This window comes from Rhizobium sp. SEMIA4064, assembly GCF_003025035.1.
GTDB lineage: Bacteria > Pseudomonadota > Alphaproteobacteria > Rhizobiales > Rhizobiaceae > Rhizobium > Rhizobium paranaense.
This window is the reverse complement of the sequence record NZ_PYJN01000016.1, coordinates 111,205-133,633: the sequence shown is the minus strand read 5'-3', so window position 1 is coordinate 133,633 and position 22,429 is coordinate 111,205. Positions and strand designations below refer to the sequence as shown.

Annotated in this window: 18 protein-coding genes; 14 read left to right on the top strand and 4 right to left on the bottom strand. The window is 59.1% G+C overall.

Annotation, left to right across the window (positions count from 1 at the left end):
- The first annotated feature begins 114 nt into the window (after positions 1-114).
- The 3 genes from C9E91_RS10620 (at position 115) to C9E91_RS10610 (ending at position 4,594) form a co-directional block, all read left to right on the top strand.
- Positions 115-1,794, top strand: coding sequence for an NAD+ synthase (locus C9E91_RS10620; RefSeq protein ID WP_107108252.1), 1,680 nt, complete (start codon positions 115-117; stop codon positions 1,792-1,794).
- Positions 1,795-1,824: 30 nt separating this feature from the next.
- Entirely contained in the window at positions 1,825-2,652 is an 828-nt protein-coding gene (locus C9E91_RS10615) for a TolB family protein (RefSeq protein WP_107108251.1), read from the top strand.
- A 166-nt stretch (positions 2,653-2,818) separates the two neighbouring features.
- Positions 2,819-4,594, top strand: a complete 1,776-nt coding sequence (locus C9E91_RS10610) for an ankyrin repeat domain-containing protein (RefSeq protein ID WP_107108250.1) — start codon at positions 2,819-2,821, stop codon at positions 4,592-4,594.
- Here the strand turns inward: C9E91_RS10610 and C9E91_RS10605 are convergent.
- Both C9E91_RS10605 and C9E91_RS10600 read right to left on the bottom strand, forming a co-directional pair.
- Positions 4,554-5,315: a hypothetical protein gene (locus tag C9E91_RS10605; protein WP_107108535.1), complete on the bottom strand. Its 762-nt coding sequence runs from the start codon at positions 5,313-5,315 to the stop codon at positions 4,554-4,556. The genes C9E91_RS10610 and C9E91_RS10605 overlap by 41 nt on opposite strands.
- 240 nt (positions 5,316-5,555) lie before the next feature.
- The gene (locus tag C9E91_RS10600; RefSeq protein ID WP_107108249.1) at positions 5,556-7,868 is read right to left on the bottom strand and encodes an NADP-dependent malic enzyme; all 2,313 of its coding nucleotides are present in this window, start codon (positions 7,866-7,868) and stop codon (positions 5,556-5,558) included.
- Positions 7,869-8,104: 236 nt separating this feature from the next.
- Between C9E91_RS10600 and C9E91_RS10595 the strand changes: the two genes are divergently transcribed.
- The 7 genes from C9E91_RS10595 to C9E91_RS10565 all read left to right on the top strand — a co-directional run bounded on the left by C9E91_RS10595 (position 8,105) and on the right by C9E91_RS10565 (position 15,391).
- On the top strand, positions 8,105-8,860 hold the full coding sequence (locus C9E91_RS10595; protein ID WP_181316062.1) for a glycerophosphodiester phosphodiesterase: 756 nt from the start codon (positions 8,105-8,107) through the stop codon (positions 8,858-8,860).
- Positions 8,861-8,972: 112 nt separating this feature from the next.
- Positions 8,973-9,779, top strand: a complete 807-nt coding sequence (locus C9E91_RS10590; protein ID WP_107108248.1) for a UDP-2,3-diacylglucosamine diphosphatase — start codon at positions 8,973-8,975, stop codon at positions 9,777-9,779.
- Positions 9,780-9,944: 165 nt separating this feature from the next.
- The gene (locus tag C9E91_RS10585; protein WP_107108247.1) at positions 9,945-11,165 is read left to right on the top strand and encodes an MFS transporter; all 1,221 of its coding nucleotides are present in this window, start codon (positions 9,945-9,947) and stop codon (positions 11,163-11,165) included.
- A gap of 154 nt (positions 11,166-11,319) precedes the next feature.
- Complete coding sequence (locus tag C9E91_RS10580; protein WP_107108246.1) at positions 11,320-12,480, top strand: ABC transporter permease; 1,161 nt, start codon at positions 11,320-11,322, stop codon at positions 12,478-12,480.
- 12 nt (positions 12,481-12,492) lie between these two features.
- Positions 12,493-13,356, top strand: coding sequence for an ABC transporter ATP-binding protein (locus tag C9E91_RS10575; protein ID WP_107108245.1), 864 nt, complete (start codon positions 12,493-12,495; stop codon positions 13,354-13,356).
- A gap of 8 nt (positions 13,357-13,364) precedes the next feature.
- Positions 13,365-14,735 (top strand): MlaD family protein, encoded by a 1,371-nt coding sequence (locus C9E91_RS10570; RefSeq protein WP_107108244.1) that lies wholly within the window; start codon positions 13,365-13,367, stop codon positions 14,733-14,735.
- Positions 14,736-14,773: 38 nt separating this feature from the next.
- Positions 14,774-15,391 (top strand): ABC-type transport auxiliary lipoprotein family protein, encoded by a 618-nt coding sequence (locus C9E91_RS10565; protein ID WP_107108243.1) that lies wholly within the window; start codon positions 14,774-14,776, stop codon positions 15,389-15,391.
- Between the two features lie 61 nt (positions 15,392-15,452).
- Here C9E91_RS10565 and C9E91_RS10560 read toward each other — a convergent pair whose 3' ends face one another.
- A complete protein-coding gene (locus tag C9E91_RS10560; RefSeq protein ID WP_107108242.1) occupies positions 15,453-15,851 on the bottom strand; it encodes an SRPBCC family protein in 399 nt (132 codons plus the stop codon).
- Positions 15,852-16,149: 298 nt separating this feature from the next.
- Between C9E91_RS10560 and gnd the strand changes: the two genes are divergently transcribed.
- On the top strand, positions 16,150-17,577 hold the full coding sequence (gene gnd, locus C9E91_RS10555) for an NADP-dependent phosphogluconate dehydrogenase (RefSeq protein ID WP_107108241.1): 1,428 nt from the start codon (positions 16,150-16,152) through the stop codon (positions 17,575-17,577).
- 83 nt (positions 17,578-17,660) lie between these two features.
- Here the strand turns inward: gnd and C9E91_RS10550 are convergent, their stop codons facing one another.
- Positions 17,661-18,692: a LacI family transcriptional regulator gene (locus C9E91_RS10550; protein ID WP_107108533.1), complete on the bottom strand. Its 1,032-nt coding sequence runs from the start codon at positions 18,690-18,692 to the stop codon at positions 17,661-17,663.
- Positions 18,693-19,140: 448 nt separating this feature from the next.
- On the opposite strand from C9E91_RS10550, the gene C9E91_RS10545 reads away from it, so the two are divergent.
- The 3 genes from C9E91_RS10545 to C9E91_RS10535 all read left to right on the top strand — a co-directional run bounded on the left by C9E91_RS10545 (position 19,141) and on the right by C9E91_RS10535 (position 22,428).
- Entirely contained in the window at positions 19,141-20,376 is a 1,236-nt protein-coding gene (locus tag C9E91_RS10545) for an ABC transporter substrate-binding protein (protein WP_107108240.1), read from the top strand.
- A gap of 212 nt (positions 20,377-20,588) precedes the next feature.
- Complete coding sequence (locus C9E91_RS10540; protein WP_107108239.1) at positions 20,589-21,494, top strand: carbohydrate ABC transporter permease; 906 nt, start codon at positions 20,589-20,591, stop codon at positions 21,492-21,494.
- Positions 21,487-22,428: a carbohydrate ABC transporter permease gene (locus C9E91_RS10535; RefSeq protein WP_107108238.1), complete on the top strand. Its 942-nt coding sequence runs from the start codon at positions 21,487-21,489 to the stop codon at positions 22,426-22,428. The genes C9E91_RS10540 and C9E91_RS10535 overlap by 8 nt, the downstream gene beginning before the upstream one ends.
- Position 22,429: the final 1 nt, after the last annotated feature.

The following is a 22,429-nucleotide window of genomic DNA, read 5'->3' as shown; positions in this document are numbered from 1 at the left end:
TCCCTTAGTATTTTTCGGTGGTAAAATACGTCCTTTGCGAGCACCGCGATCTTTGACACATGGAGAGGGCGGAAGGCGGTTGCGGAACGGGGTTGCGCTCGCTAAATATATGGCATGACAGAACAAAGCCCCATCACCCAGACCATCCGCATCGCTGTCGCCCAGCTTAACCCGACGGTCGGCGATGTCTCCGGCAACCTTGCAAAAGCGCGGGAAGCGCGGGCTGAGGCGGCGCGCGAGGGCGCTCAGCTTGTGCTGCTGACGGAGCTGTTCATCTCCGGTTATCCGCCGGAGGATCTGGTGTTGAAACCGGCCTTTATCCGCGCCTGCCGGAAGGCTGTGGAGAGCCTTGCGGCCGATACCGCCGATGGCGGGCCGGGCGTCGTCATCGGCTTTCCGCGTCAGGACGAGACCGGTCGCTACAATTCGGTGGCCGTGCTCGATGGCGGCAAGATTATCTTCGTCAGGGACAAGGTTGATCTGCCGAACTATGGCGAGTTCGATGAGAAGCGGGTCTTCGACGAAGGGACCATTGCGGGACCGGTTAATTTTCGCGGCGTTCGCATCGGTATTCCCATTTGCGAGGAGATCTGGAACGATCTCGGCATCTGCGAAACGCTGGCTGAAAGCGGAGCGGAAATTCTTCTCGTTCCGAATGGCTCTCCCTATTATCGCGGCAAGGTCGATGTCCGTCATCAGGTTGCGCTACGGCAGGTGATCGAGTCAGGCCTGCCGCTCATCTTTGCCGCCCAGGTTGGCGGTCAAGACGAACTGGTTTTCGACGGCGCAAGCTTCGGCTTCAACGCTGACAAGTCCTTGGCCTTCCAGATGAGCCAGTTCGAAACCGCATTGGCGGTGACGACCTGGAAGAAGAACGGCAATGGCTGGCACTGCGCCGAAGGCCCGATGGCCCATATTCCGGAGGGTGAGGAGGCGGATTACCGCGCCTGCCTGCTGGGCTTCCGCGACTACGTGAACAAGAACGGCTTCAAATCGGTCGTGCTTGGCCTTTCCGGCGGCATCGACTCGGCGATCTGCGCCGCCATCGCCGTCGACGCACTCGGCGAAGAGCGGGTGCGCACCGTTATGCTGCCTTACCGTTATACCTCGCAGGATTCGCTGAAGGATGCGGCCGATTGTGCCAAGGCGCTCGGCTGCCGCTACGACATCGTGCCGATCGAGGAGCCGGTGACCGGCTTCACCTCAGCGCTTTCGGATCTGTTCGAAGGCACCGACAGCGGCATCACCGAGGAAAATCTGCAGAGCCGTGCCCGCGGCACCATTCTCATGGCGATTTCCAACAAGTTCGGCTCGATGGTGGTGACCACGGGCAACAAGTCGGAAATGTCGGTCGGCTATGCCACGCTCTATGGCGACATGAACGGCGGCTTCAATCCGATCAAGGACCTCTACAAGATGCAGGTCTATGCGCTGTCGCGCTGGCGCAATCTGCATGTGCCGCCGGGCGCGCTTGGCCCATCGGGTGAGGTGATCCCGTTCAACATCATCGACAAGGCGCCGTCCGCCGAGCTGCGGCCTAACCAGACGGACCAGGATTCGCTGCCACCCTATCCGGTGCTCGACGATATTCTGGAATGCCTGGTGGAAAAGGAGATGGCGGTCGAGGAGATCGTTGCGCGTGGGCATGATGTTGCCACTGTCCATCGCGTCGAGCATCTGCTCTATCTCGCCGAATACAAGCGCCGCCAGTCGGCGCCAGGCGTGAAGATTACCAAGAAGAATTTCGGTCGCGATCGACGCTATCCGATCACCAACCGGTTCCGCGATCGTTGATCGCTACGCCCCGCGGCAAGTGGAGAGCCAATGCGCAGTTCGGTCGAGATCTACAACATCCGTACCGGTGAAAGCCGGGTCGTCTGGCAGACTGAGCGGCTGGTCGAGGCGCCGAATTTTTCGCCGGATGGGCGCTATCTGCTGCTGAATGGCGATGGCCTGCTTTATCGGCTCGCGCTCGATGGCAAGGCCGAGGCCGTTCAAGTCGATACCGGTTTTGCGACGCTCTGCAACAACGACCATGGCATATCGCCCGACGGTTCGCTGATCGCCATTTCCGACAAGACGGAACATGGCAAGTCCTGCATCTATGTCCTGCCCGCCGAGGATGGCACGCCACGGCAAGTGACGCGCAATCTGCCCTCTTATTGGCATGGCTGGTCGCCCGATGGGCAGCGGTTTTCCTATTGCGGCATTCGCGACGATGTCTTCGATATCTACACGATCTCTATCGATGGCGGCGAAGAGACGCGGCTGACGCATGGCGAAGGCCGCAATGACGGGCCTGACTATTCCGCCGATGGGCAATGGATCTATTTCAACTCCAGCCGCACCGGCCTGATGCAGATCTGGCGCATCCATCCCGATGGTACCGGGCTGCAGCAGATAACCAACGACAATTACGGCAACTGGTTCGCCCATCCGTCGCCGAAGAACGACAAGGTCGTGCTGATCTCCTACGACCCCGATGTCTTCGACCATCCGCGCGATCTCCATGTCCGGCTGCGGCTGATGGATATGGATGGCGGCAATCTCACAACGCTGTTCGAGCTTTTCGGCGGACAGGGGACGATCAATGTGCCGAACTGGTCACCGGATGGTGACGAGTTCGCCTATGTCCGCTACGAGCCGGCCTGATCTCTCTGGACAGGTCAGATGGCTCGCTATAAGTTCCGGATCGTTCGCAGGGCGCATCCGATCCGCGGGAAGGGCAAGGCCCACCTGATGCATAGAACGTAAGACTGCCACACCTCTTTTCAGTCTGTGGGCGCGGATACCGGACGTGAATGAAAGGAGGTCTTTCGTGACCACGCGCTCTCTGGCGGGCAATGCCACCGTCGATTCCCTGAAAAAACAGGCCAAGGCCTTTCTGAAAGCCGTTCATTCCGGCGAGGCAGCGGCACGCAGTCGTGTCCAGCCGTATTTCGCCAATGCCGCCGAAGTCGGGCTTCAGGAGATCCAGCTTGTTCTTGCCCGCGAGTATGGCTTCTCAAGCTGGACAAAACTCAAAGCGCATCTGGAAAGCGCCAATCGCGAGCAAACGCCTCGCGATCAGCTCGCCAACCAATTCCTGTCGCTGGCGACGGTTTCCTACTTCCCTCATATCCCGGCTGATCCGGTACGCTTCGATGAGGCGCGGCAATTGCTGGAGGGTAACCCTGAGCTTGCCGAGGACAGTATCTACATTGCCGCGGCACTTGGCGACGCCGCCGGTGTGGCGCGCTGGCTCGATCGGCAGCCGCAGCTTCTTGATCGGAAAGGCGGGCCTTACGATTGGTCGCCCTTGCTCTATGCCACCTATGCTCGCCTGCCTGGCCACTCCAGCTTGCCGGCGGCGCGGGTCCTGATAGAGCGTGGAGCGGATCCCAACGCCTTCTTCCTCGACGGCGGTCAATATCGCTTCACGGCATTGACCGGTGTTTTCGGAGAGGGAGAAGCCGGCAAGGTCAGGCAGCCGCCGCATCCCGACTGCGAGGCTTTCGCGCGCCTTTTGCTCGACGCCGGCGCGGAGGTGAATGACAGCCAGGCGCTCTATAACCGGATGTTCGAGCCCGACAATTCCTGCCTGGAATTGCTGCTTGAGTACGGGCTTTCCGCTGTCGACAAGAACAATTGGCTGGTGCGCGAAGACGGTCTGATGGTGGCGAATTCGCAGACGGTGTTCGACTATCAACTGGCTTGGGCCTGCGAGAAACGCATTGGCGCGCGCGTCAGGCTGCTGGTCGAGCATGGGGCTGACGTTAACAAGCCGGTCAATGGCCGAACGCCTTTTGAATGGGCACGGATCGGTGGCGACAAGGATCTTGCGCTGTACCTTGTGCAAAAGGGCGCTGTTGCCGTTCGGCTCAAGACGGAGGACTGGGTTTATATCCAGATTATGACCGGTAATATGCCCGTCGATCTCGGGATATTTGCAGATCACATAAAGAGAATAGCGCGTGAGCTCGACATTCCCGAAGCGATGCAGCGGATTTACCCCGCGATGCTGCACGAAGCGGCGGGGGACAATGCCTTCGAGCCGGTCCGCCGGATGCTTGCTCTCGGCTTCGACGTCAACGCCATGACCAGCCGCACGCCGCTGCATGAGGCTGCCCTGCATGGCTATATCGACATGGCGAAGCTGCTGATCGAACATGGGGCCGACACCACCATCCGCGATCCCTATTACTATTCACCGCCGATCGATTGGGCGGAATACAACGGCAAGGAGGAGATGGTCGAATTCCTGAAGACGAAGCCGCTCGATGTCTTTGCGGCTGCCGCCTTTGGCCAAGTTGAGCAATTGGCCGCGCGTCTAAAAAAACATCCTCATCAGATCAACGTCCGCTTCGGCGATTTTCGTCCACACGGGCAGGCGAGCGCAGACCGCGACTGGTTGACGCCGCTCGGCTTTGCCATCCTCAATGCTCAGGTCGATGCGATGCGCTTTCTGCTGGAGCGCGGCGCCGATCGTTCGGTGAGAGATGCATCCGGCCTCTCGTACCGGGATCTGGCGCGGGAAACGGGCGATGAGGCGATCGTCTCGCTGCTCAAAGCGGCTATTGTGCCGGCTGCGGACCGGCCGCTTTCGGATGTTTGAGATCGATGCCACCTTGGTCGGTCGCGAGGAATTGCGGTCCGACCTGGCGCACCTTGTTTGCCGAGGGATCGTAAGGCCGGTCCGCCGGCATTTGTCTGGGTTGAATCTGGGTGACTGCCGGCGCCGAGGTCGTCGGCATCTGCCGTTGCGGCAACGTCGCGTCCGGCTGGGGCTTCCGCGTCTCGATTGACGTGACCGAGCTTTCGGGTTGCGCCAGCGACTGCTCTTCAGGTGTGTAAGGCTCCTGCTTCAACCGGGTGTTGATAACAGTGTCCGGCTCGGCTGACGCGGGAGCGTTGCAGCCATTGCGTTGCATGGTAGCGAGCAATTGGCGGCGTTGTGCCCCTTCGGCGTCGACGCGGGTCAAGCTCAACTCGCGCTCATCCATCAGTGAACCAAGGTCCTGCTGCATCCGGTCCAGCGACGTCTGCATCTCATCGCAGGCGCCACTATCCCCGGAGCCGGAACCGAAGATCACCACGCTGCTGTCGGAAGCACAGCCCTGATTGCGCATATCGCTCTTTAGCTGCCGGATCATGAGATTCTGTTGGGCGATAGCGCGCGAAAGCTGCCGTGTCTCGGCGCTGGCACCGACAACCTGCGTGATATTGGCAAACCGGCCGTGCAGTTCGTCGCAGAGCGTATTCGTCTGCGCCGAAGCCGGCGATGCAACCAAGAGGGACAACAAAAGACAGGAGAAGGAATTTCTGCCGCGGTTCACGATTTTGCTCTTCGAAAGCGGTTCGACTTTGAGAAAGAATACAGCGTGGAGCTTAACAACGTCCCTATCAGAAATACACTTCTGGTAGGAGGATTCCTGCGAAATGATCAAAGACGGAGCATGGCTTCGCCTCTTGTCGCCGTTTGGTGACTTTGCCAGGCAAATTTTCGACACAATCGGAAACCGACCGCCATGAGCCCGTCGGACCGCCTCAGAAGACGGTCCGACAAGGTTGTTGCCTCAATTCGGCTGGGAAGCCTCGACCACAGCAAGGGCCGCCATATTGACGACGCCGCGCGACGTGACGGACGGCGACAGGATGTGGGCGGGGAGCGCCGTGCCGAGAAGGATCGGGCCGACATGCAGGCCGTCGGTCATGGTCTTGACCACGCCGAGGGTGATGTTGGCGGCGTCGAGATTTGGGAAGACCAGCAGGTTTGCTTCGCCGGTAAGCGTGCTGTCCGGCATGACGTGACGGCGCAGGCTTTCGGAGATGGCGCTGTCGCCATGCATTTCGCCGTCGACTTCCAGCTCCGGTGCCATTTCGCGGACAAGCGCCAGGGCATTGCGCATCTTGGTCGCGCTTTCCGATTCCCGCGACCCGAAATTCGAATGCGAAACGAGAGCGGCCCGCGGCGAAATGCCGAAGCGTTTGATTTCTTCGGCTGCCAGCACCGCCGACTCGGCGATCTCCTCGGCATTCGGATTAAAGGTGACATAGGTGTCGGTGTAGAAGGTCGCGCCGCGCTGCGAGATCAGCAGGCTGAGCGCCGAGAAATCGCGAACATCGGGGCGTTTGCCGATGATCTGGCGTACGACGCGCAGATGGCGTTCGTAACGGCCTTCGAGGCCGCAGATCAGCGCATCGGCCTCGCCGCGCTTCAGCGCCAGGGCGCCGATGACGGTGGTGTTGGTGCGCACGATCGTTCGCGCTGCTTCCGGAATGACACCGCTGCGGCCGACCAGCGAGAAATAGAGCTCGACATATTCGCGGAAGCGCGGATCGTCTTCCGGATTGATGACGGCGAAATCGGTATTCGGCCGGATCTTCAAGCCATAGCGCTTCAGGCGGGTCTCGATAACGGACGGACGTCCGATCAGGATCGGAACCGCAGTGCCTTCTTCAAGAAGAACCTGGGCAGCGCGCAGCACGCGCTCATCCTCGCCTTCGGAGAAGACGACGCGCTTGCGCTCCGCGGTTTTGGCTGCGGCGAAAATCGGCTTCATGATGAAGCCGGAGCGGAAGACGAAGCGGTTGAGTTCGTCCATATAGGCGTCGAAATCGGCAATCGGGCGCAGGGCCACACCGCTTTCGGCCGCGGCTCTCGCAACGGCGGGCGCAATGCGCAGGATCAGACGCGGGTCGAAGGGCGAGGGGATCAGGTAATTCGGCCCGAAGACCGGCGTTTCGCCGGTATAGGCGCGTGCGGCAACATCGGACGGCTCCTCGCGGGCAAGCGACGCGATGGCGCGCACTGCGGCCATCTTCATTTCCTCGTTGATCGTCTTGGCGCCGCAGTCGAGCGCGCCCCGGAAGATATAGGGGAAACAGAGGACGTTGTTGACCTGGTTCGGAAAGTCCGAACGGCCGGTGCAGATCATCGCGTCCGGTCGGGCGGCACGGGCGAGATCCGGCATGATTTCTGGTGTCGGATTGGCGAGCGCCATGATCAGCGGCTTCTCCGCCATCTGCTCCAACAGCTCAGGCTTCAATACGCCGGCGGCAGAGAGGCCGAGAAAAACATCGGCGCCGGGGATCGACTCGGCAAGCACGCGCTTATCGCTCTTCTGGGCATAAACGGACTTCCATTCGTCCATCAGCTCGGTACGGCCTTCATAGACGAGGCCTTCGATATCGTGGACCCAGATGTTTTCACGCTTGGCGCCGAGGATGACCAGCAGGTTGAGGCAGGCAAGCGCCGCCGCGCCGGCGCCCGAAGCAACGATCTTGACGTCTTCGATCTTCTTGCCGGCCAATTCAAGCCCGTTGAGAATAGCGGCGGCAACGATGATGGCGGTACCGTGCTGATCGTCGTGGAATACCGGGATCTCCATCTTTTCGCGCAGACGACGTTCGACGTCGAAGCACTCGGGCGCCTTGATGTCTTCCAGATTGATGCCGCCGAAGGTCGGCTCCAGCGCGGAAATCGCGCTGACCATCTCATCGACGGTGGGTGCGGCAACTTCGATGTCGAAGACATCGATGCCGGCGAATTTCTTGAAGAGTACAGCCTTGCCTTCCATTACGGGCTTGGAGGCAAGCGGACCGATATTGCCGAGACCGAGGACGGCCGAACCGTTGGAGATGACCGCGACGAGATTGCCGCGCGAGGTGTAGTCGAAGGCCGTTTCCGGATTGTCGCGGATGGCAAGGCAGGGCGCGGCAACGCCGGGAGAATAGGCAAGCGCCAGGTCGCGTTGGTTGCCGAGCGGCTTCGTCGCCTGGATTTCCAGCTTGCCGGGACGGGGATAGCGATGAAAGAAGAGAGCCTGGTCGTCGAGATTGCCACTCGCCATGTTCTTGGCTGCCTTCGATGTGTCGTGCGTATCCATTACGCTCCTCCATTCCTGCTTGCGCGCTCGCGTTTGATTCCCCCTGCATACATCAATCACCCAGGGTGCACAGTATGCAATTGACGCGGACAGAAGGTTTTTTGTCGCGTCGTTTTCAGAATTGTTTTTCCGGTCCGCAAACGCTGACTTCCGGACCCGATGGTAAGCGAAGGGCGAAAATGCGTCACATGGGGGTCACGGCGCTGGCCTATGAGGGCAAAAACGGAGGAACGCTCATGACCCTCATCGCTTCCCACCGCGGCGGTACGCATCTGTGGCCTGAAAACACCCGGCTCGCCTTTTCCGAAACCGCCAAGCTCGATGTCGATCTCGTCGAATTCGATGTGCACCAGACGCGTGACAACAAGCTTGTCATCCATCACGACGCGTTGATCGACCGCATGACGGATGGCAAGGGCGCGATCGCCGATTTCAGCTATGACGAACTGATGCGCCATATCGTCATCGGCAGTGGCGGCGAGACCATTCCGACACTTGCCCAGACCATCGATATCTTCGGGCCGTCCGCGGTCGACCTTCGCTTGGAGATCAAGGCGAGGCCGGACGGAAAACCCTATGAAGGCATGGAAGGCCGTATTGCGGACGAGCTGTTGGCGACCGACATGCTGCAGCGGACAATGGTGACCAGTTTCGCGCTCCCGCGCCTGGAGGTTTTCAGCGTCGCGCTGGAGGAGCGTGGCCTGAATGCCGGCGAACTTCTGGGCCTTATCTTTCTCTGTTCGCCCTTGATGGTCGCGCAAATCGGCTGGAGAGGCGTCATTGCCGCACTCGGCCGGTTTGGCGTCCGCGAGATTGCCTTGCGGGCCGAGTCCATCGATGCCGAAGTAACGGAGTTCTTTCGGAAAAACGGCGTGACGGTGCACGGCTGGGCGGCTCACACCAGCGAGGCAGCAAAGGCGATGTTTCGCCTCGGTGTCGCAAGTTTCACAACCGATCGCCCAGATCTCGCCATAGCTGCAAAGCGCGGCTGATCTTGCGCGATAGTCCTATCGCACAGGATTTGTCATCATCCTGAAACACGAGTCTGGTTTTGGAATAGCCAACGTAGGATAGGGCACGGACATAGAGTTCGTGAATGAAAACATGAATGTCAGGCGGTTTCGAACGCTATTCATTTCTGACGTGCACCTCGGCTCGAAAGCAGCCAAGGCGGACTATCTGATCGATTTTCTGCGCCATCACGAAGCGGACACCATCTTTCTTGTCGGCGACATCGTCGACGGCTGGCGGCTGAAGCGCACCTGGTACTGGCCGCAGGATTGCAACGACGTGGTGCAGAAGCTGCTGCGTAAAGCGCGCAAGGGCACCCGCATCGTCTATATCCCCGGCAATCACGACGAATTCCTGCGCGATTTCCCCGGCATGCATTTCGGCGGCATCGAAGTGGCGCAGCGGGCGATCCACGAGACCGCTGACGGCAAGAAATACCTCGTCCTGCACGGCGACGAATTCGACGTCGTCGTCCGCAACGCGCGTCTGCTCGCCTATCTCGGCGATTGGGCTTACGATATGGCGATCCTCATCAATGTCGGCCTCGCCGCGGTTCGCCGCCGCCTGAACATGCCCTATTGGTCGTTCTCGGCCTGGGCGAAGCTTCAGGTCAAGCATGCGGTCAACTTCATCGGCGAGTTCCAGCGCGTTGTGGTCGAAGAGGCCAAGCGCAACGATGCCGACGGCGTCATCTGCGGCCACATCCATCACGCCATCATCGAGGATTTCGATGGCATCCGGTATATCAACACCGGCGACTGGGTCGAAAGCTGCACGGCGATCGCCGAGCATGAAGACGGCACTTTCGAGCTGATCACCTGGCAGACGATCACCGAGGTACAGCCGGTCGGCGCCGCCATCGAGGATCTGTCGGAAACCCTTGGGGTGCGGGCGGCATAATATGCGCCGCTCACGCATCCGATAACGCGCCGTCACATTTTTTGATCGTCGTTATCTGATTGCAGCCTCATATTTTCCCTGAAACGTTTCGATCGGGCTATTTCTCGCCATAGTCGTATTCACGATGGAGTGATAGGGAGCAATCAGTTTCCCTTCAGGTCTGTCATGATTCCCGCGACAAAATCTCTCCAGGGCGAGGGCGCTCCTCCGCATTTTCGTTTGCGCACCGCCTTGTCCTATTGTGCTCCGTTGCTCGTCAACGGGATCGCCTTGCCGTTTTTCCCCGTCTGGCTGGCGGGACTGAATTTCGGTGACCGCGAGATCGGTCTCATCCTCGCTGTACCGATGGTGGTTCGCGTTCTTGTCGTGCCCATTGTCGGCATCCTGGCCGATCGCGTCGAGGAACGTGCGAATGTGTTGTTCTGGTCGGGCGCACTGTCGCTGCTGACGGCGATCGCGCTTTACTGGACAAGCGATTTCTGGCCGGTTCTGCTGGTCTACGGCATTCAGGGGGCGACATACGCGCCTTACTTACCCGTCGTGGAATCGATCGCCATTTCCGGCGTGCGGCGCTGGCGTTTCGATTATGGCTCGATGCGCGTATGGGGATCGATTGCTTTCATCTTCTCGACCCTTATCGGCGGTCAGATGATCCAGAAATGGGGTGGCAGCATGGTTCTGCCCAGCATGGTCGGCGGCTTTTTCCTGACGACGGTGATGGCCTTCTTCTGTCCGCGCATTGGACCGACACGCCGGCGCAATCAGCCGATCAACCTGCAGGCGCCGACCGGCGGCGGGCTGCGCTCACCGCAGTTGTTGATCACCATGATCGGTGTGTCGGTGCAGCAGTCCAGCCATGCCGTGCTGTATACCTTCGCGTCGATCTATTGGCGGACGCTCGGTTTTTCCGGCACGCAGATCGCCGTCCTCTGGAGCATAGGGGTCGCGGCGGAGGTCATGGTCTTCTTCATGTCGAAGATGCTGAGCCGTCGTTTCAGCGCCTGGACGCTGATTTTCTTCGGCTCAAGCATGTGTGTCCTGCGCTGGATATTGTTTCCGATCAACTTCGGTTTCATCGGCTATTTCGTGCTGCAGTGCTTTCATTCCTGCACCTATGCCTGCGTCCATACCGGCATTCAGCGCCGTATCGTCGCCTCGGTGCAGGAAGCCCAGGAGGCTTCCGCCCAGGGCTCTTATTTCTTTTATAACGGCATGTTTCTCGGGCTTATGACGCTTGCTTCCGGCTATCTCTACGCGTGGCTCGGTGTTTCCAGCTATTATGTCATGGCCGGTGTTGCAGCTTTCGGCCTCGCCATGGTGGTGCTTGCCCGCAATCTTCAGCCCCACAGTTCCGGGTTTGGCGAAAGGGCGGGCGAGGCCTCCTGAAGGCGGGCAAAACGAATTCATTTGGATATCAAAATGCTATGGCATATTTTGACATCGGCGCGGCATGGAAATCGCCTATGCACTCGGATATTAACCATTACCGTCGAGCTGGGATTCCTGAGTCGGCGATTGTGACGCAAGATCTGAAAGACGCATGAGTTTGAAAGCAGCCGAACAAAGCCCCGATGCACCGAGGATCGATGACGAGCCTGATGGCAACGGGCATCGCTATCGGCTGGAAGGCAATTGGCGTAGTGCCAATGTGCACGGCGTGTTGCGGCAGATCGATCAGCTTACGAAACAGCATGGCGGCGATCATGTGGTGATCGATCTCTCTGATCTCTCCGATGTCGACACCGCGGGGGCGCTGCTGATCCGTCGCCTGAGGGAGAGCCAGGAAGCGCACGGCGTTACGGTCAGCATCGACGGCTCCAATCCCCATATCGATGAGCTGCTTACCGCCTTTACCGAAGACCCGAACCAGGAGGCGGCGGAGCCCAAGCCAAAGAAATCGCTCGCGGAACGGATTTTCGCACCGATCGGCGAAAGCGTTTACGAGATATGGGGCAATCTCGTCGCGGCCATGTACATACTCGGTTCGGCGGTGCGCGGCGCGCAGCTCAAGTTCGGGCGCGGCAGCGGTGTTTCGCCGGCTTCGATCGTCAATCAGATCGACCATATGGCGGTGCGCGCCGTGCCGATCATCCTGCTGATGTCCTTTCTGATCGGTGCGATCATCGCGCAGCAAGGCGCATTCCAGCTTCGCTATTTCGGCGCCGAAATCTTCGTCGTCGATCTCGTCGGTATCCTGCAATTGCGCGAAATCGGCGTGCTGCTGACCGCCATCATGATCGCCGGCCGTTCAGGCAGCGCCATTACTGCCGAAATCGGCTCGATGAAGATGCGCGAAGAGGTCGACGCCCTGAAGGTCATGGGTCTGAACCCGGTCGGCGTTCTGATCTTCCCCCGGCTGGTGGCATTGACCGTCGCGTTGCCGCTGTTGACCATCCTTGCCAATTTCGCCTCGCTTGGCGGCGCGGCTGTGGTCGCCTGGGCCTATTCCGGCATCACCTTCGCCACTTTCGTTTCGCGCCTGCACGAGGCGATCAGTCTCTCCACCGTCATCTCGGGCATGATCAAGGCGCCGTTCATGGCGCTGGTCATTGGCATCGTTGCTGCGGTCGAAGGGCTGAAGGTGGGTGGCAGCGCCGAATCGCTTGGCCAGCATGTGACGCAGTCCGTTGTGAAATCGATTTTCGTGGTGATCCTGATGGACGGGCTGTTTGCGATGTTCTACGCAGCGATCGATTTCTGAGGGCCGGCAAGGATGAGCGCGCTTCACTCGGAAATCCCGTTGGACAAGGATGAGCAGGGCAGAGATATCGTACTCTCCGCGCAGGACGTGACCGTCGCTTTCGGATCGAAAGTAGTGCTCGACAAGTTGAACCTCAATATCTATCGCGGCGAAATCCTGGGTTTCGTCGGCGCTTCCGGCGCAGGTAAGTCGGTGCTGCTGCGCACAGTGCTGCGGTTGCTGCCGCGCCGTTCCGGCAAGATCGAGATCCTCGGCGAAGACTATGACAAGCTCTCGGAGCCGGAGCGCAACAGGCTGGATATGCGCCTGGGCGTGCTGTTCCAGCAGGGCGCGCTGTTTTCCTCGCTGACGGTGAAGGAGAACATCCAGGTACCGATGCGGGAATATCTCGATCTGCCGCAGGCCCTGATGGACGAGCTGGCACATCTGAAGATCCGCATGGTTGGCCTGGCCGCCGATGCTGCCGATAAATATCCGTCCGAGCTTTCCGGCGGCATGATCAAACGCGCCGCCCTTGCCAGGGCCCTGGCCCTCGACCCAGATCTCGTTTTCCTGGACGAGCCGACATCCGGCCTTGATCCGATCGGTGCAGCGGAATTCGACGAGCTGATCGCCAAGTTGCGCGACACGCTCGGCCTGACGGTCTATATGGTGACTCACGACCTCGACAGCCTGTTTTCCGTTTGCGACCGTATCGCCGTTCTCGGACAGAAGCGGGTATTGGTGGAGGGAACGGTTGAAGACATGCTGGCCTGCGACGACCCTTGGGTGCAGTCCTATTTCCGGGGCAAACGTGCGCGATCAATCGTGCCGCGGGAGGACATAGGGAATCGCAACGACGACAATGGCGCTGGCGCCAACAGCCGCAAGAAGTAACTGGAACAATGGAAACCAAAGCCAACTACACGATCGTCGGGTTCTTCACGCTGCTGGTCATCGCAGCCGCCTTCGGCTTTGTCTATTGGATGGCGGAATATGGCCGCGGCGGTCCGATGGCCGAGCTGGTCGTTCGCATTCCTGGTTCGGCAAACGGCCTCAGCGTCGGCTCGCCCGTCCGCTTCAATGGCATTCAGGTCGGCTCCGTGCAGGGGCTTTCGATCGATGCCGATGATCCGAACTATTCGCTGGCCTTTACCGAAGTGCGCGCCGACGCGCCGGTCTATACGTCCACCAAGGCCATTCTGGAAATCCAGGGCCTGACGGGTGCGGCCTATATCGAGCTTTCCGGCGGTCGCAATGGCGACGAGAACATCCTCAAGCGGTCGATCGAAACCGGTAAGCGGGCAGTATTGCTCGCCGACCAGTCGAGCGTGACAAACCTGCTTGCTACCGCCGACAAGATCCTGAACCGCGCCAACGACACAATTGGCGACGTCCAGGGCTTCATCTCCGACTCCCGAGGGCCGCTGACCGATACGGTGCGCAACGCGCAGAAGTTCTCAAAGGCGCTGGCTGACAATTCCGACAATATCGACAAGTTCCTCGCCAGCGTCGGACAGCTCTCCGATACCATCAAGAGCGTATCGCCTCGTGTCGAATCGACGCTGGATGCGATCGAGAAGCTGGTGCGCGCCGTCGATGCGAACAAGATCAATGACGTCGTCAACAATGCCGACAAGATCACCGCCAATGTGGCTGACGCGACGACCGATCTGAAGGGGACGATCGCATCCTTCAAGAAGACCGCCGATACCTATACGACCTTCGGCGAGAATGCACAAAAGACCCTGGACCGCGTCGATGCGATCATAGCGCAGATCGATCCCAACAAGGTGAAGGGTTCGATGGACGATATCGCCGAGGTGACCAAGGACGCCAGAAAGGCCGTGATATCTATCCGCGATGTTGCCAATTCGGTTGCGGCTCATCAGCAGGATATCGATCAGACGATTGCCAATGGCAAGGATATTTCCAACAAGCTGAATTCCGCCTCCAACAAGGTCGACGGCATTCTCACCAAGGTCGACTCGCTGCTCGGCTCCGGCGATACGAAGTCGCTGTTTGCGGAGGCAAGGGACACGCTCCAATCCTTCAAGACGATGGCGGACAATCTCAACGCCCGGATCGGGCCGATCGCCGACAACCTGCAGAAGTTCTCGAGCGGCGGCCTGCGCGACGTGCAGTCTCTCGTCAACGATATGCGAGGCACGGTTAATAACCTTAACAATACAATCACTAACTTCGACCGCAATCCGCAGCGCCTGATTTTCGGCGGCGATACCGTCAAGCAATATGACGGCCGGGCGAGGCGTTAATGAAAAGCAATTTTTGGGCTGCAAGGGATAGGCTGACTATGGTTGGTTGCGTTTCGGGTGAGCGTTTTCAAGTGAATCGAAAGGCAGCGATCGTTCTGCCGCTGCTTGCAGCTTTACTTAGCGGTTGCGGTTCAGCCGCCGTCAATGACACGTATGATCTCACGGCCGCGGTCAAGGCGAGCGGCCCGTCGATGAAGCGCCGGCAGATTCTGATCCCGCTGCCGACCGCGCTGCAGCCGCTCGACAGCAATCAGATCGTGATCCGCGTTTCGCCCCGGGAGATTCAGTATCTCGGCAAGTCGCAGTGGAGCGACAAGCTGAGCCGGATAGTGCAGTCGAAGCTGGTCGAAGCCTTCGAAAACACCGGCAAGCTCGGCGGCGTCGGCGTGCCGGGGCAGGGGCTGGCGATCGACTATCAGATCGTCACGGATATCAGGTCCTTTGAGATCGATACGGCGGCGGGCCAGAAATCGGCTGCTGTCGAAATCTCGGTTAAGATTCTCAACGACCGCTCGGGCACGGTCAAGGCGCAGAATGTCTTTCGCAAGGTCGTGCCGGTCAGCGGCGGCAGCAATCCGGATTTCGTTCGAGGGCTCGACACGGCCTTTGCCGGCGTGACGGCCGAACTCGTCGATTGGACGCTGCGCTCGATTTAGAGCAAATCCAGGTAAGGTTCGAAGCAGTTTTCGTACCGAAGTTGCTAAAGGACCGAGCCGTCTATCGCTCCATCAGGGACTTCAACGTGCCAAGGTCCTTCTCGATGTGCGCTGCGTCTGCGGTGAATTGCTCGTCGGTCATTCCCGGCAATCTTAGCAGCGTGAACATGACCTCGCAGCCATCGCCATTCGGCACGACGCGGAGCGCGTTTTGAACCTTCAAGCCGGATTCGATTGTTACCGTATGATCGATGACGCCGAATTCGTTGCGAGGCGCGAAGCTGACGCGGACGGTGCCGAGAATGCCCTTGGCAACCCAATCCTCGCCATCCTGCTCCAAACCCGATGCGAGTCCGGAGGCCCAGAGCGGCATGTTTTCCGGACGGCCGGCAAAGCCGTAAACTTCCTTCCAAGGGCGATCGATGGAGATATGAACGATCTTTGCGGTCATGGTCGACATGGATACCTCCTCCTGTATATTTGTCCTTTGTGAATTACCGAATTGGGCACGGACCGGCTCAATGGAAAGGCCGGTTCTTGAAGAATCCTGGGGCATTCTTGCACGGTCCTGCAATGGAGACGATTCGAGGCCGGCAAAGGCTTGCCGTTTCACGCCCGGAGTGCAACAACATCGGCTAACGCAGAGCCTGAAAATCGGAGTCAGTTTTTTCGGGTTATGTGTCATTTCAAAGTGTTATTGCGTCCTTTGCCCGTGTTCAGGCCGTGCAGCGCAGTACGCAGCCCATTGGAGGATTGTCGTGGAAAAGGCAGAAATCGGACTGATCGGTCTCGCTGTCATGGGATCGAATCTGGCGCTCAACATTGCCGAAAAGGGCAATAAAATCGCGGTGTTCAACCGCACGCCGCAGGTGACGGATGAGTTCTATGCGAACGCCGGTGCGCTGAAAGACAAGATCATTCCCTGCAAGACGATCGAGGAGTTCGTCGAAGCGATCCGTCCGCCGCGGCCGATCATCATCATGATCAAGGCCGGCGAGCCGGTCGACCAGCAGATGGCGGCGTTGCAGCCGTATCTCGACAAGGGCGACATCATGATCGACGCTGGCAACGCCAATTTCCGCGATACGATTTCGCGCTTCGACCGTCTGAAGGATACCGGCCTGACCTTCATCGGCATGGGTGTTTCGGGTGGTGAGGAAGGCGCGCGTCATGGTCCGTCGATCATGGTCGGCGGCACGGAAGAATCCTACAAGCGCGTCGAGAAGGTGCTGACTTCGATCGCCGCGAAGTACAAGGACGATCCGTGCGTCGCCTGGCTGGGCAATGACGGCGCCGGTCATTTCGTCAAGACGATCCATAACGGCATCGAATATGCCGACATGCAGATGATCGCCGAGATCTACGGCATCCTGCGCGACGGCCTCGGCAAGAGCGCCGCAGAGATCAGTGGCATCTTCGGCGAATGGAACAAGGGCCGGCTGAACTCCTACCTGATCGAGATCACCGAGAAGGTTCTGGCCGCCAAGGACCCGGCGACCGGCAATGCCATGCCCGACGTCATCCTCGACAAGGCGGGCCAGAAGGGCACCGGCAAATGGTCTGCCATCGAGGCTCAGAACATGGGCATCCCGGCAACCGCTATCGAAGCCGCTGTCGCAGCTCGTAGCCTGTCGGCCATCAAGGGGCAGCGCGAAGCCGCCCAGGAGATTTTCGGCACGCCGGATTATAAGTTCCCGATCGGCTTTGGTCCCGATTTGCTGAAGGATCTGGAGCTGGCACTCTTTGCCGCCAAGATCGGTGCCTATGCACAGGGCTTTGCCGTGATGGCGGAAGCCTCGAAGGAGTTCAACTGGTCGCTGCCGATGCCGGTCATCGCCAAGATCTGGCGCGCGGGCTGCATCATCCGTTCGCAGTTCCTCGATGAAATCACCAGCGCCTTCACCAAGGCGCCGGATGCCGCCAACCTCATCGTGACGCCGGCCTTCGCCGCCATGGTCAAGGAATCGATCCCGTCGCTGCGCCGCATTGTTTCTGCGGCCACGGCTTCCGGCCTGCCGGTTCCGGCTCTGGCTTCGGCGCTGACCTATTTCGACGCCTACCGCCAAGCTCGCGGCACTGCGAACCTCATTCAGGCGCAACGCGACTTCTTCGGCGCCCATGGTTTTGACCGCGTCGATGGCAAGGACATCCATCACGGCCCGTGGGGCAGCGGCGCGAACGGCTGATCCGCCGCTTCGGATTGAAGAGACTAAAGGAAAGGCCCGCCGGACATTTTCGGCGGGCCTTTTTCTTGTGAAGGTCAGCTTCGTTAGCTCTTTGGCCAGACAGGCGGGCTGATACTTTGCAGCAACTCGGGCTCGACGCCGTCTATGCGCGCAATGACCGCCTTACCCAGTTCCCGACCGGCTTGGCGAAAATCTTCGAGGATCGAGATGATTTCCGGGCGTATCCAGCTCAGCACATCCGTCGATTGCTTGGCGACCATATCGATATCGTGGCCGAGACGGAAACCTGCCGCTTCGAGGCCGGCATTGACGGCGATGGCGCCGGCGCTGCTGGAACAGACGAAGCCGTCAGGCGCATGGGGGGAACGCATCAGTTCCTCGACCGTATCCTTGATTTCGGAAAGCGTCGTGTCGGTACTGGCTCTCAGCGGAACCTCCTGGGCGTTGCATTCGCGCAGTCCCGTTTGAAAGCCGATCTGGGTGTGCAGGTAATAGGTGAGTTTGCCCGGCGGCTGCAAAAGCGCGATCCGCCGCCGCCCCTTGGCGACCAGGGCACGCACCGCCTCGCGCGCAAAAGCCTCGTTGTCGAAGTCGTGAAAAGGGTGGGAAATTCCCATATTCGTGCGCCCATGTGTCGCGAAAGGCATCCCGCGCTCGTGCATGAGTTCCACACGCGGATCGTCCGGCTCCGTGCGTGAGATGATGACGCCATCGGCCGAGCCGGTGTCCAGAATATAGCGCACGGGGACCAGCGGGTCCTTGCTATGCGAGTGCGGCGTAATGACAAGATGATATTGCGTACCGGCCAGAACCTCGGAAATGCCGAAGACCATCTGACTGGTGAAGCCCATGATTTCTTCGTCGATGCTGAGTACCAGGGCGATAACGTTGGTCTTCCCGGTCCTGAGACGCACGCCGGCACGATTGGGCTGATACCCCAATTGCCGGGCGACCATGCGCACGCGCTCCTTGGTCTCGGCGCCGATGTCAGGAGCATCTTTCAAGGCGCGTGAGACGGTGGTTATTCCGAGCCCGGTCATGAAGGCGATCGTCTTGAGCGTCGGTCGCTCGTGGGCGGATTGCGTGCCGCCGCCGGAAATCTTCTTACTGTCCATGTCCTGCAATGCTGCCTCCCGCGACCATCCGCTTATATTGCCTGCCGTAGCGCTGCAAGCATATGCGCGATGTGGTCACTCCTCCCTCGTCTCGAAAATCTGTAACGATACAGTAGAAAAGTCGAGCGCTTTTTCTGACGTCGATAGAGCCGGTATACCCGGCAGTTGAATCCACAGGTCCTGCCGAAAATTTTGCAAGTGCGAAAGGCAATTGAAAGGAGCTGGTGAATGATGATGAAAATAACGAAATATAATCAATAAATTAAATTGCTTCGTCACCCGGAAATGATGAGATGAATAGTCGGGCACTTTGGCTTATTTAGGAGAAGGAATGTAATCTTAAGTGGTATATTTGAGCTTGCTGAAAAATTTTGCGGGCGGGCGGTTGCGCGTTGAAAATGATTAGACTACGTTTTTCCGGTAACGTTTCAGTGAGGGAGGAGAACTCATGAATATTCGTTTGATGGCCGTTGCACTGGCTGCTTCCGTCGCGTTGCCGCTTGGTGCGGCCAAGGCAACTGACCTTGAAGTAACGCATTGGTGGACGTCCGGTGGTGAAGCTGCCGCCGTGGCCGAATTGGCAAAGGCGTTCGACGCGACCGGCAATCACTGGGTCGATGGTGCGATTGCCGGCTCGGGCAGCACTGCGCGTCCGATCATGGTCAGCCGCATCACCGGCGGCGACCCGATGGGTGCCACCCAATTCAACCATGGACGTCAGGCCGAGGAGCTTGTGCAGGCCGGTCTCATGCGCGATCTGACCGATGTCGCAACGCAGGAGCATTGGAAGGACATTATCCGTCCGTCGAGCCTGCTCGATTCCTGCACGATCAACGGCAAGATCTATTGCGCACCGGTCAATATTCACTCCTGGCAGTGGCTCTGGCTTTCGAATGCCGCCTTCAAGAAGGCCGGCGTTCCGGTTCCGAAGAATTGGGATGAATTTGTCGCCGCCGCTCCCGCGCTGGAGAAGGCAGGCATCGTTCCGCTCGCTGTAGGCGGTCAGCCCTGGCAGGCAACCGGTGCCTTCGACGTGCTGATGGTCGCGATCGCCGGCAAGGACACCTACCAGAAAGTATTCGGCGACAGGGATGCCAAAGTAGCGGCCGGTCCGGAAATCGCGAAGGTCTTCAAGGCCGCCGACGACGCCCGCAAGATGTCCAAGGGCTCCAACGTTCAGGATTGGAACCAGGCGACGAACATGGTCATCACCGGCAAGGCCGGCGGCCAGATCATGGGCGACTGGGCGCAGGGCGAATTTGCCCTCGCAGGGCAAAAGGCCGGCACGGACTACACCTGCCTTCCGGGTCTCGGTGTCAACGAAATCATCTCGACGGGCGGTGACGCATTCTACTTCCCGCTGCTGAAGGACGAGGCGAAGTCGAAGGCTCAGGAAGCTCTCGCCAAGACGCTTCTCGATCCGAAGACCCAGGTTGCCTTCAATCTCAAGAAGGGCTCGTTGCCCGTGCGTGGCGATGTGGACCTCGCAGCGGCGAACGACTGCATGAAGAAGGGCCTGGAGATTCTGAAGAAGGGCAATGTGATCCAGGGTACGGACCAACTTCTCTCTGCCGATACGCAGAAGCAGAAAGAAGATCTGTTCTCCGAGTTCTTCGCCAGTCCTTCGATGACGCCGGAAGCGGCGCAGAAGCGCTTCGTCGAGATCATCTCTGCGGCCGATTGATCCCAATCTTCTCGCTGTAGTGATACCGGCCCCTTGTGGGTCGGTATCACGGTCGGGACGCATCATGTTACCCGGCTAATTACAGCGCTTCTTATAGGCGGCCGGCCCACACGGATGTGACGGTCGACCGCCGATGAGGAGGGAGCGGCAGGAGCTGCGGTCATTGACCAGTTCCAGATCACCGAAGCAGTCGCGCTTCAGGAGGAGGCACAATGACGGGTCAAGCGAAAGCCGGCCGGCCAAATCAATATCTGCGCAATCTGAATTCGAAGATTGCATCCATTCCAATGATCCTTACGGCTGTCGTCATCTTTTTGGGCGGCACGATCTGGACGGTCGTTTATTCCTTCACCAATTCGAAGCTGCTGCCACGTCTCAGCTTCGTCGGACTGGATCAATACTACCGCCTGTGGGCAGCACCTCGGTGGGTCGTGTCCATTGAAAATCTCGCGGTTTACGGCATCTTTTCGTTGATCTTCAGTCTCGTCATCGGCTTCGTGCTGGCTGCGCTGATGGACCAGAAGATCCGGTTCGAAAATACCTTCCGCACGATTTTCCTTTATCCCTTCGCCCTCTCCTTCATCGTCACCGGCCTCGTCTGGCAGTGGCTGCTCAATCCCGAATTCGGCATCCAGTCGGTGGTGCGTTCGCTCGGTTGGACCACCTTCACCTTCGATCCGCTCTATACGCCGAGCATCGTCATCTACGGCGTGCTGATCGCTGCGCTCTGGCAGGGAACGGGCCTTGTGATGTGCTTGATGCTCGCCGGCCTGCGCGGCATCGATGAAGACATCTGGAAAGCAGCGCGCGTCGATGGGATCCCCATGTGGAAGACCTATCTGTTCATTGTCATTCCGATGATGCGCCCGGTCTTCATCACCACGCTGGTCATCATCGCCAGCGGTATCGTCAAGGTCTACGACCTTGTCGTCGCGCAAACGAGCGGCGGACCTGGCATCGCTTCGGAAGTCCCGGCGAAATACGTCTACGACTACATGTTCCAGGCGCAGAACCTCGGTCAGGGGTTTGCAGCCTCCACCATGATGCTGGTGACCGTCGCTATCGTCATTATCCCCTGGGCCTATCTGGAATTCGGCGGAGGGCGCAACCGTGTCTGATACAATCACTCTTAAGAATGCGAACAGCGGCGCCGTTGCGACTGACAAGGCGCTCTCGGAACCGCAGGGTGCAAAGCCGCGCCGCGCGATTTCCGGCCGCAACATCATGCTCTACGGCACGCTCTTCGTTGCCGCCACCTACTATCTGCTGCCGCTTTATGTGATGATCGTTACATCCCTGAAGGGCATGCCGGAAATCCGGCTTGGCAACATCTTCGCACCGCCGCTGGAGATCACGTTCGAACCCTGGGTGAAAGCCTGGGCAACGGCTTGCACCGGTCTCAATTGCGACGGTCTTTCCCGCGGGTTCTGGAATTCCGTACGCATCACCGTGCCGTCCACGATCTTTTCGATCGCAGTCGCTTCAGTCAATGGTTATGCGCTTGCCAACTGGCGGTTCAAGGGCGCGGATTTCTTCTTCGCGATCCTCATCGTCGGCGCGTTCATCCCCTATCAGGTGATGATCTATCCGATCGTCATCGTGCTGCGCGAAATCGGGATCTACGGCACGCTCAGCGGACTGATCCTGGTGCACTGCATCTTCGGCATGCCGATCCTGACCTTGCTGTTCCGCAATTATTTCGCATCGCTGCCCGTGGAGCTTTTCAAGGCTGCGCGTATCGACGGGGCGGGTTTCTGGCAGATTTTCCTGCAGATCATGCTGCCCATGTCGCTGCCGATCTTCGTCGTTGCCATGATCCTGCAGATTACGGGCATCTGGAACGACTTCCTGTTCGGCGTCGTCTTCACCAGGCCGGAGTATTACCCGATGACTGTGCAGCTCAACAATATCGTCAATTCTGTCCAGGGTGTGAAGGAATACAACGTCAACATGGCTGCAACGATCCTGACGGGTCTTGTTCCATTGGTCGTTTATTTCGTGTCGGGACGGCTTTTCGTTCGCGGCATTGCCGCCGGCGCCGTGAAGGGGTGAT

Bases quoted from the DNA above. Each gene is read 5' to 3' on its own strand.
- C9E91_RS10540 (WP_107108239.1), top strand. From the start codon at position 20,589: ATGACGGGTCAAGCGAAAGCCGGCCGGCCAAATCAATATCTGCGCAAT.
- C9E91_RS10620 (WP_107108252.1), top strand. From the start codon at position 115: ATGACAGAACAAAGCCCCATCACCCAGACCATCCGCATCGCTGTCGCC.
- C9E91_RS10600 (WP_107108249.1), bottom strand. From the start codon at position 7,868: ATGGATACGCACGACACATCGAAGGCAGCCAAGAACATGGCGAGTGGC.
- C9E91_RS10550 (WP_107108533.1), bottom strand. From the start codon at position 18,692: ATGGACAGTAAGAAGATTTCCGGCGGCGGCACGCAATCCGCCCACGAG.
- C9E91_RS10615 (WP_107108251.1), top strand. From the start codon at position 1,825: ATGCGCAGTTCGGTCGAGATCTACAACATCCGTACCGGTGAAAGCCGG.
- C9E91_RS10595 (WP_181316062.1), top strand. From the start codon at position 8,105: ATGACCCTCATCGCTTCCCACCGCGGCGGTACGCATCTGTGGCCTGAA.
- C9E91_RS10560 (WP_107108242.1), bottom strand. From the start codon at position 15,851: ATGTCGACCATGACCGCAAAGATCGTTCATATCTCCATCGATCGCCCT.
- C9E91_RS10585 (WP_107108247.1), top strand. From the start codon at position 9,945: ATGATTCCCGCGACAAAATCTCTCCAGGGCGAGGGCGCTCCTCCGCAT.
- C9E91_RS10570 (WP_107108244.1), top strand. From the start codon at position 13,365: ATGGAAACCAAAGCCAACTACACGATCGTCGGGTTCTTCACGCTGCTG.
- C9E91_RS10580 (WP_107108246.1), top strand. From the start codon at position 11,320: ATGAGTTTGAAAGCAGCCGAACAAAGCCCCGATGCACCGAGGATCGAT.
- C9E91_RS10545 (WP_107108240.1), top strand. From the start codon at position 19,141: ATGAATATTCGTTTGATGGCCGTTGCACTGGCTGCTTCCGTCGCGTTG.
- C9E91_RS10575 (WP_107108245.1), top strand. From the start codon at position 12,493: ATGAGCGCGCTTCACTCGGAAATCCCGTTGGACAAGGATGAGCAGGGC.
- C9E91_RS10590 (WP_107108248.1), top strand. From the start codon at position 8,973: ATGAATGTCAGGCGGTTTCGAACGCTATTCATTTCTGACGTGCACCTC.
- C9E91_RS10565 (WP_107108243.1), top strand. From the start codon at position 14,774: ATGGTTGGTTGCGTTTCGGGTGAGCGTTTTCAAGTGAATCGAAAGGCA.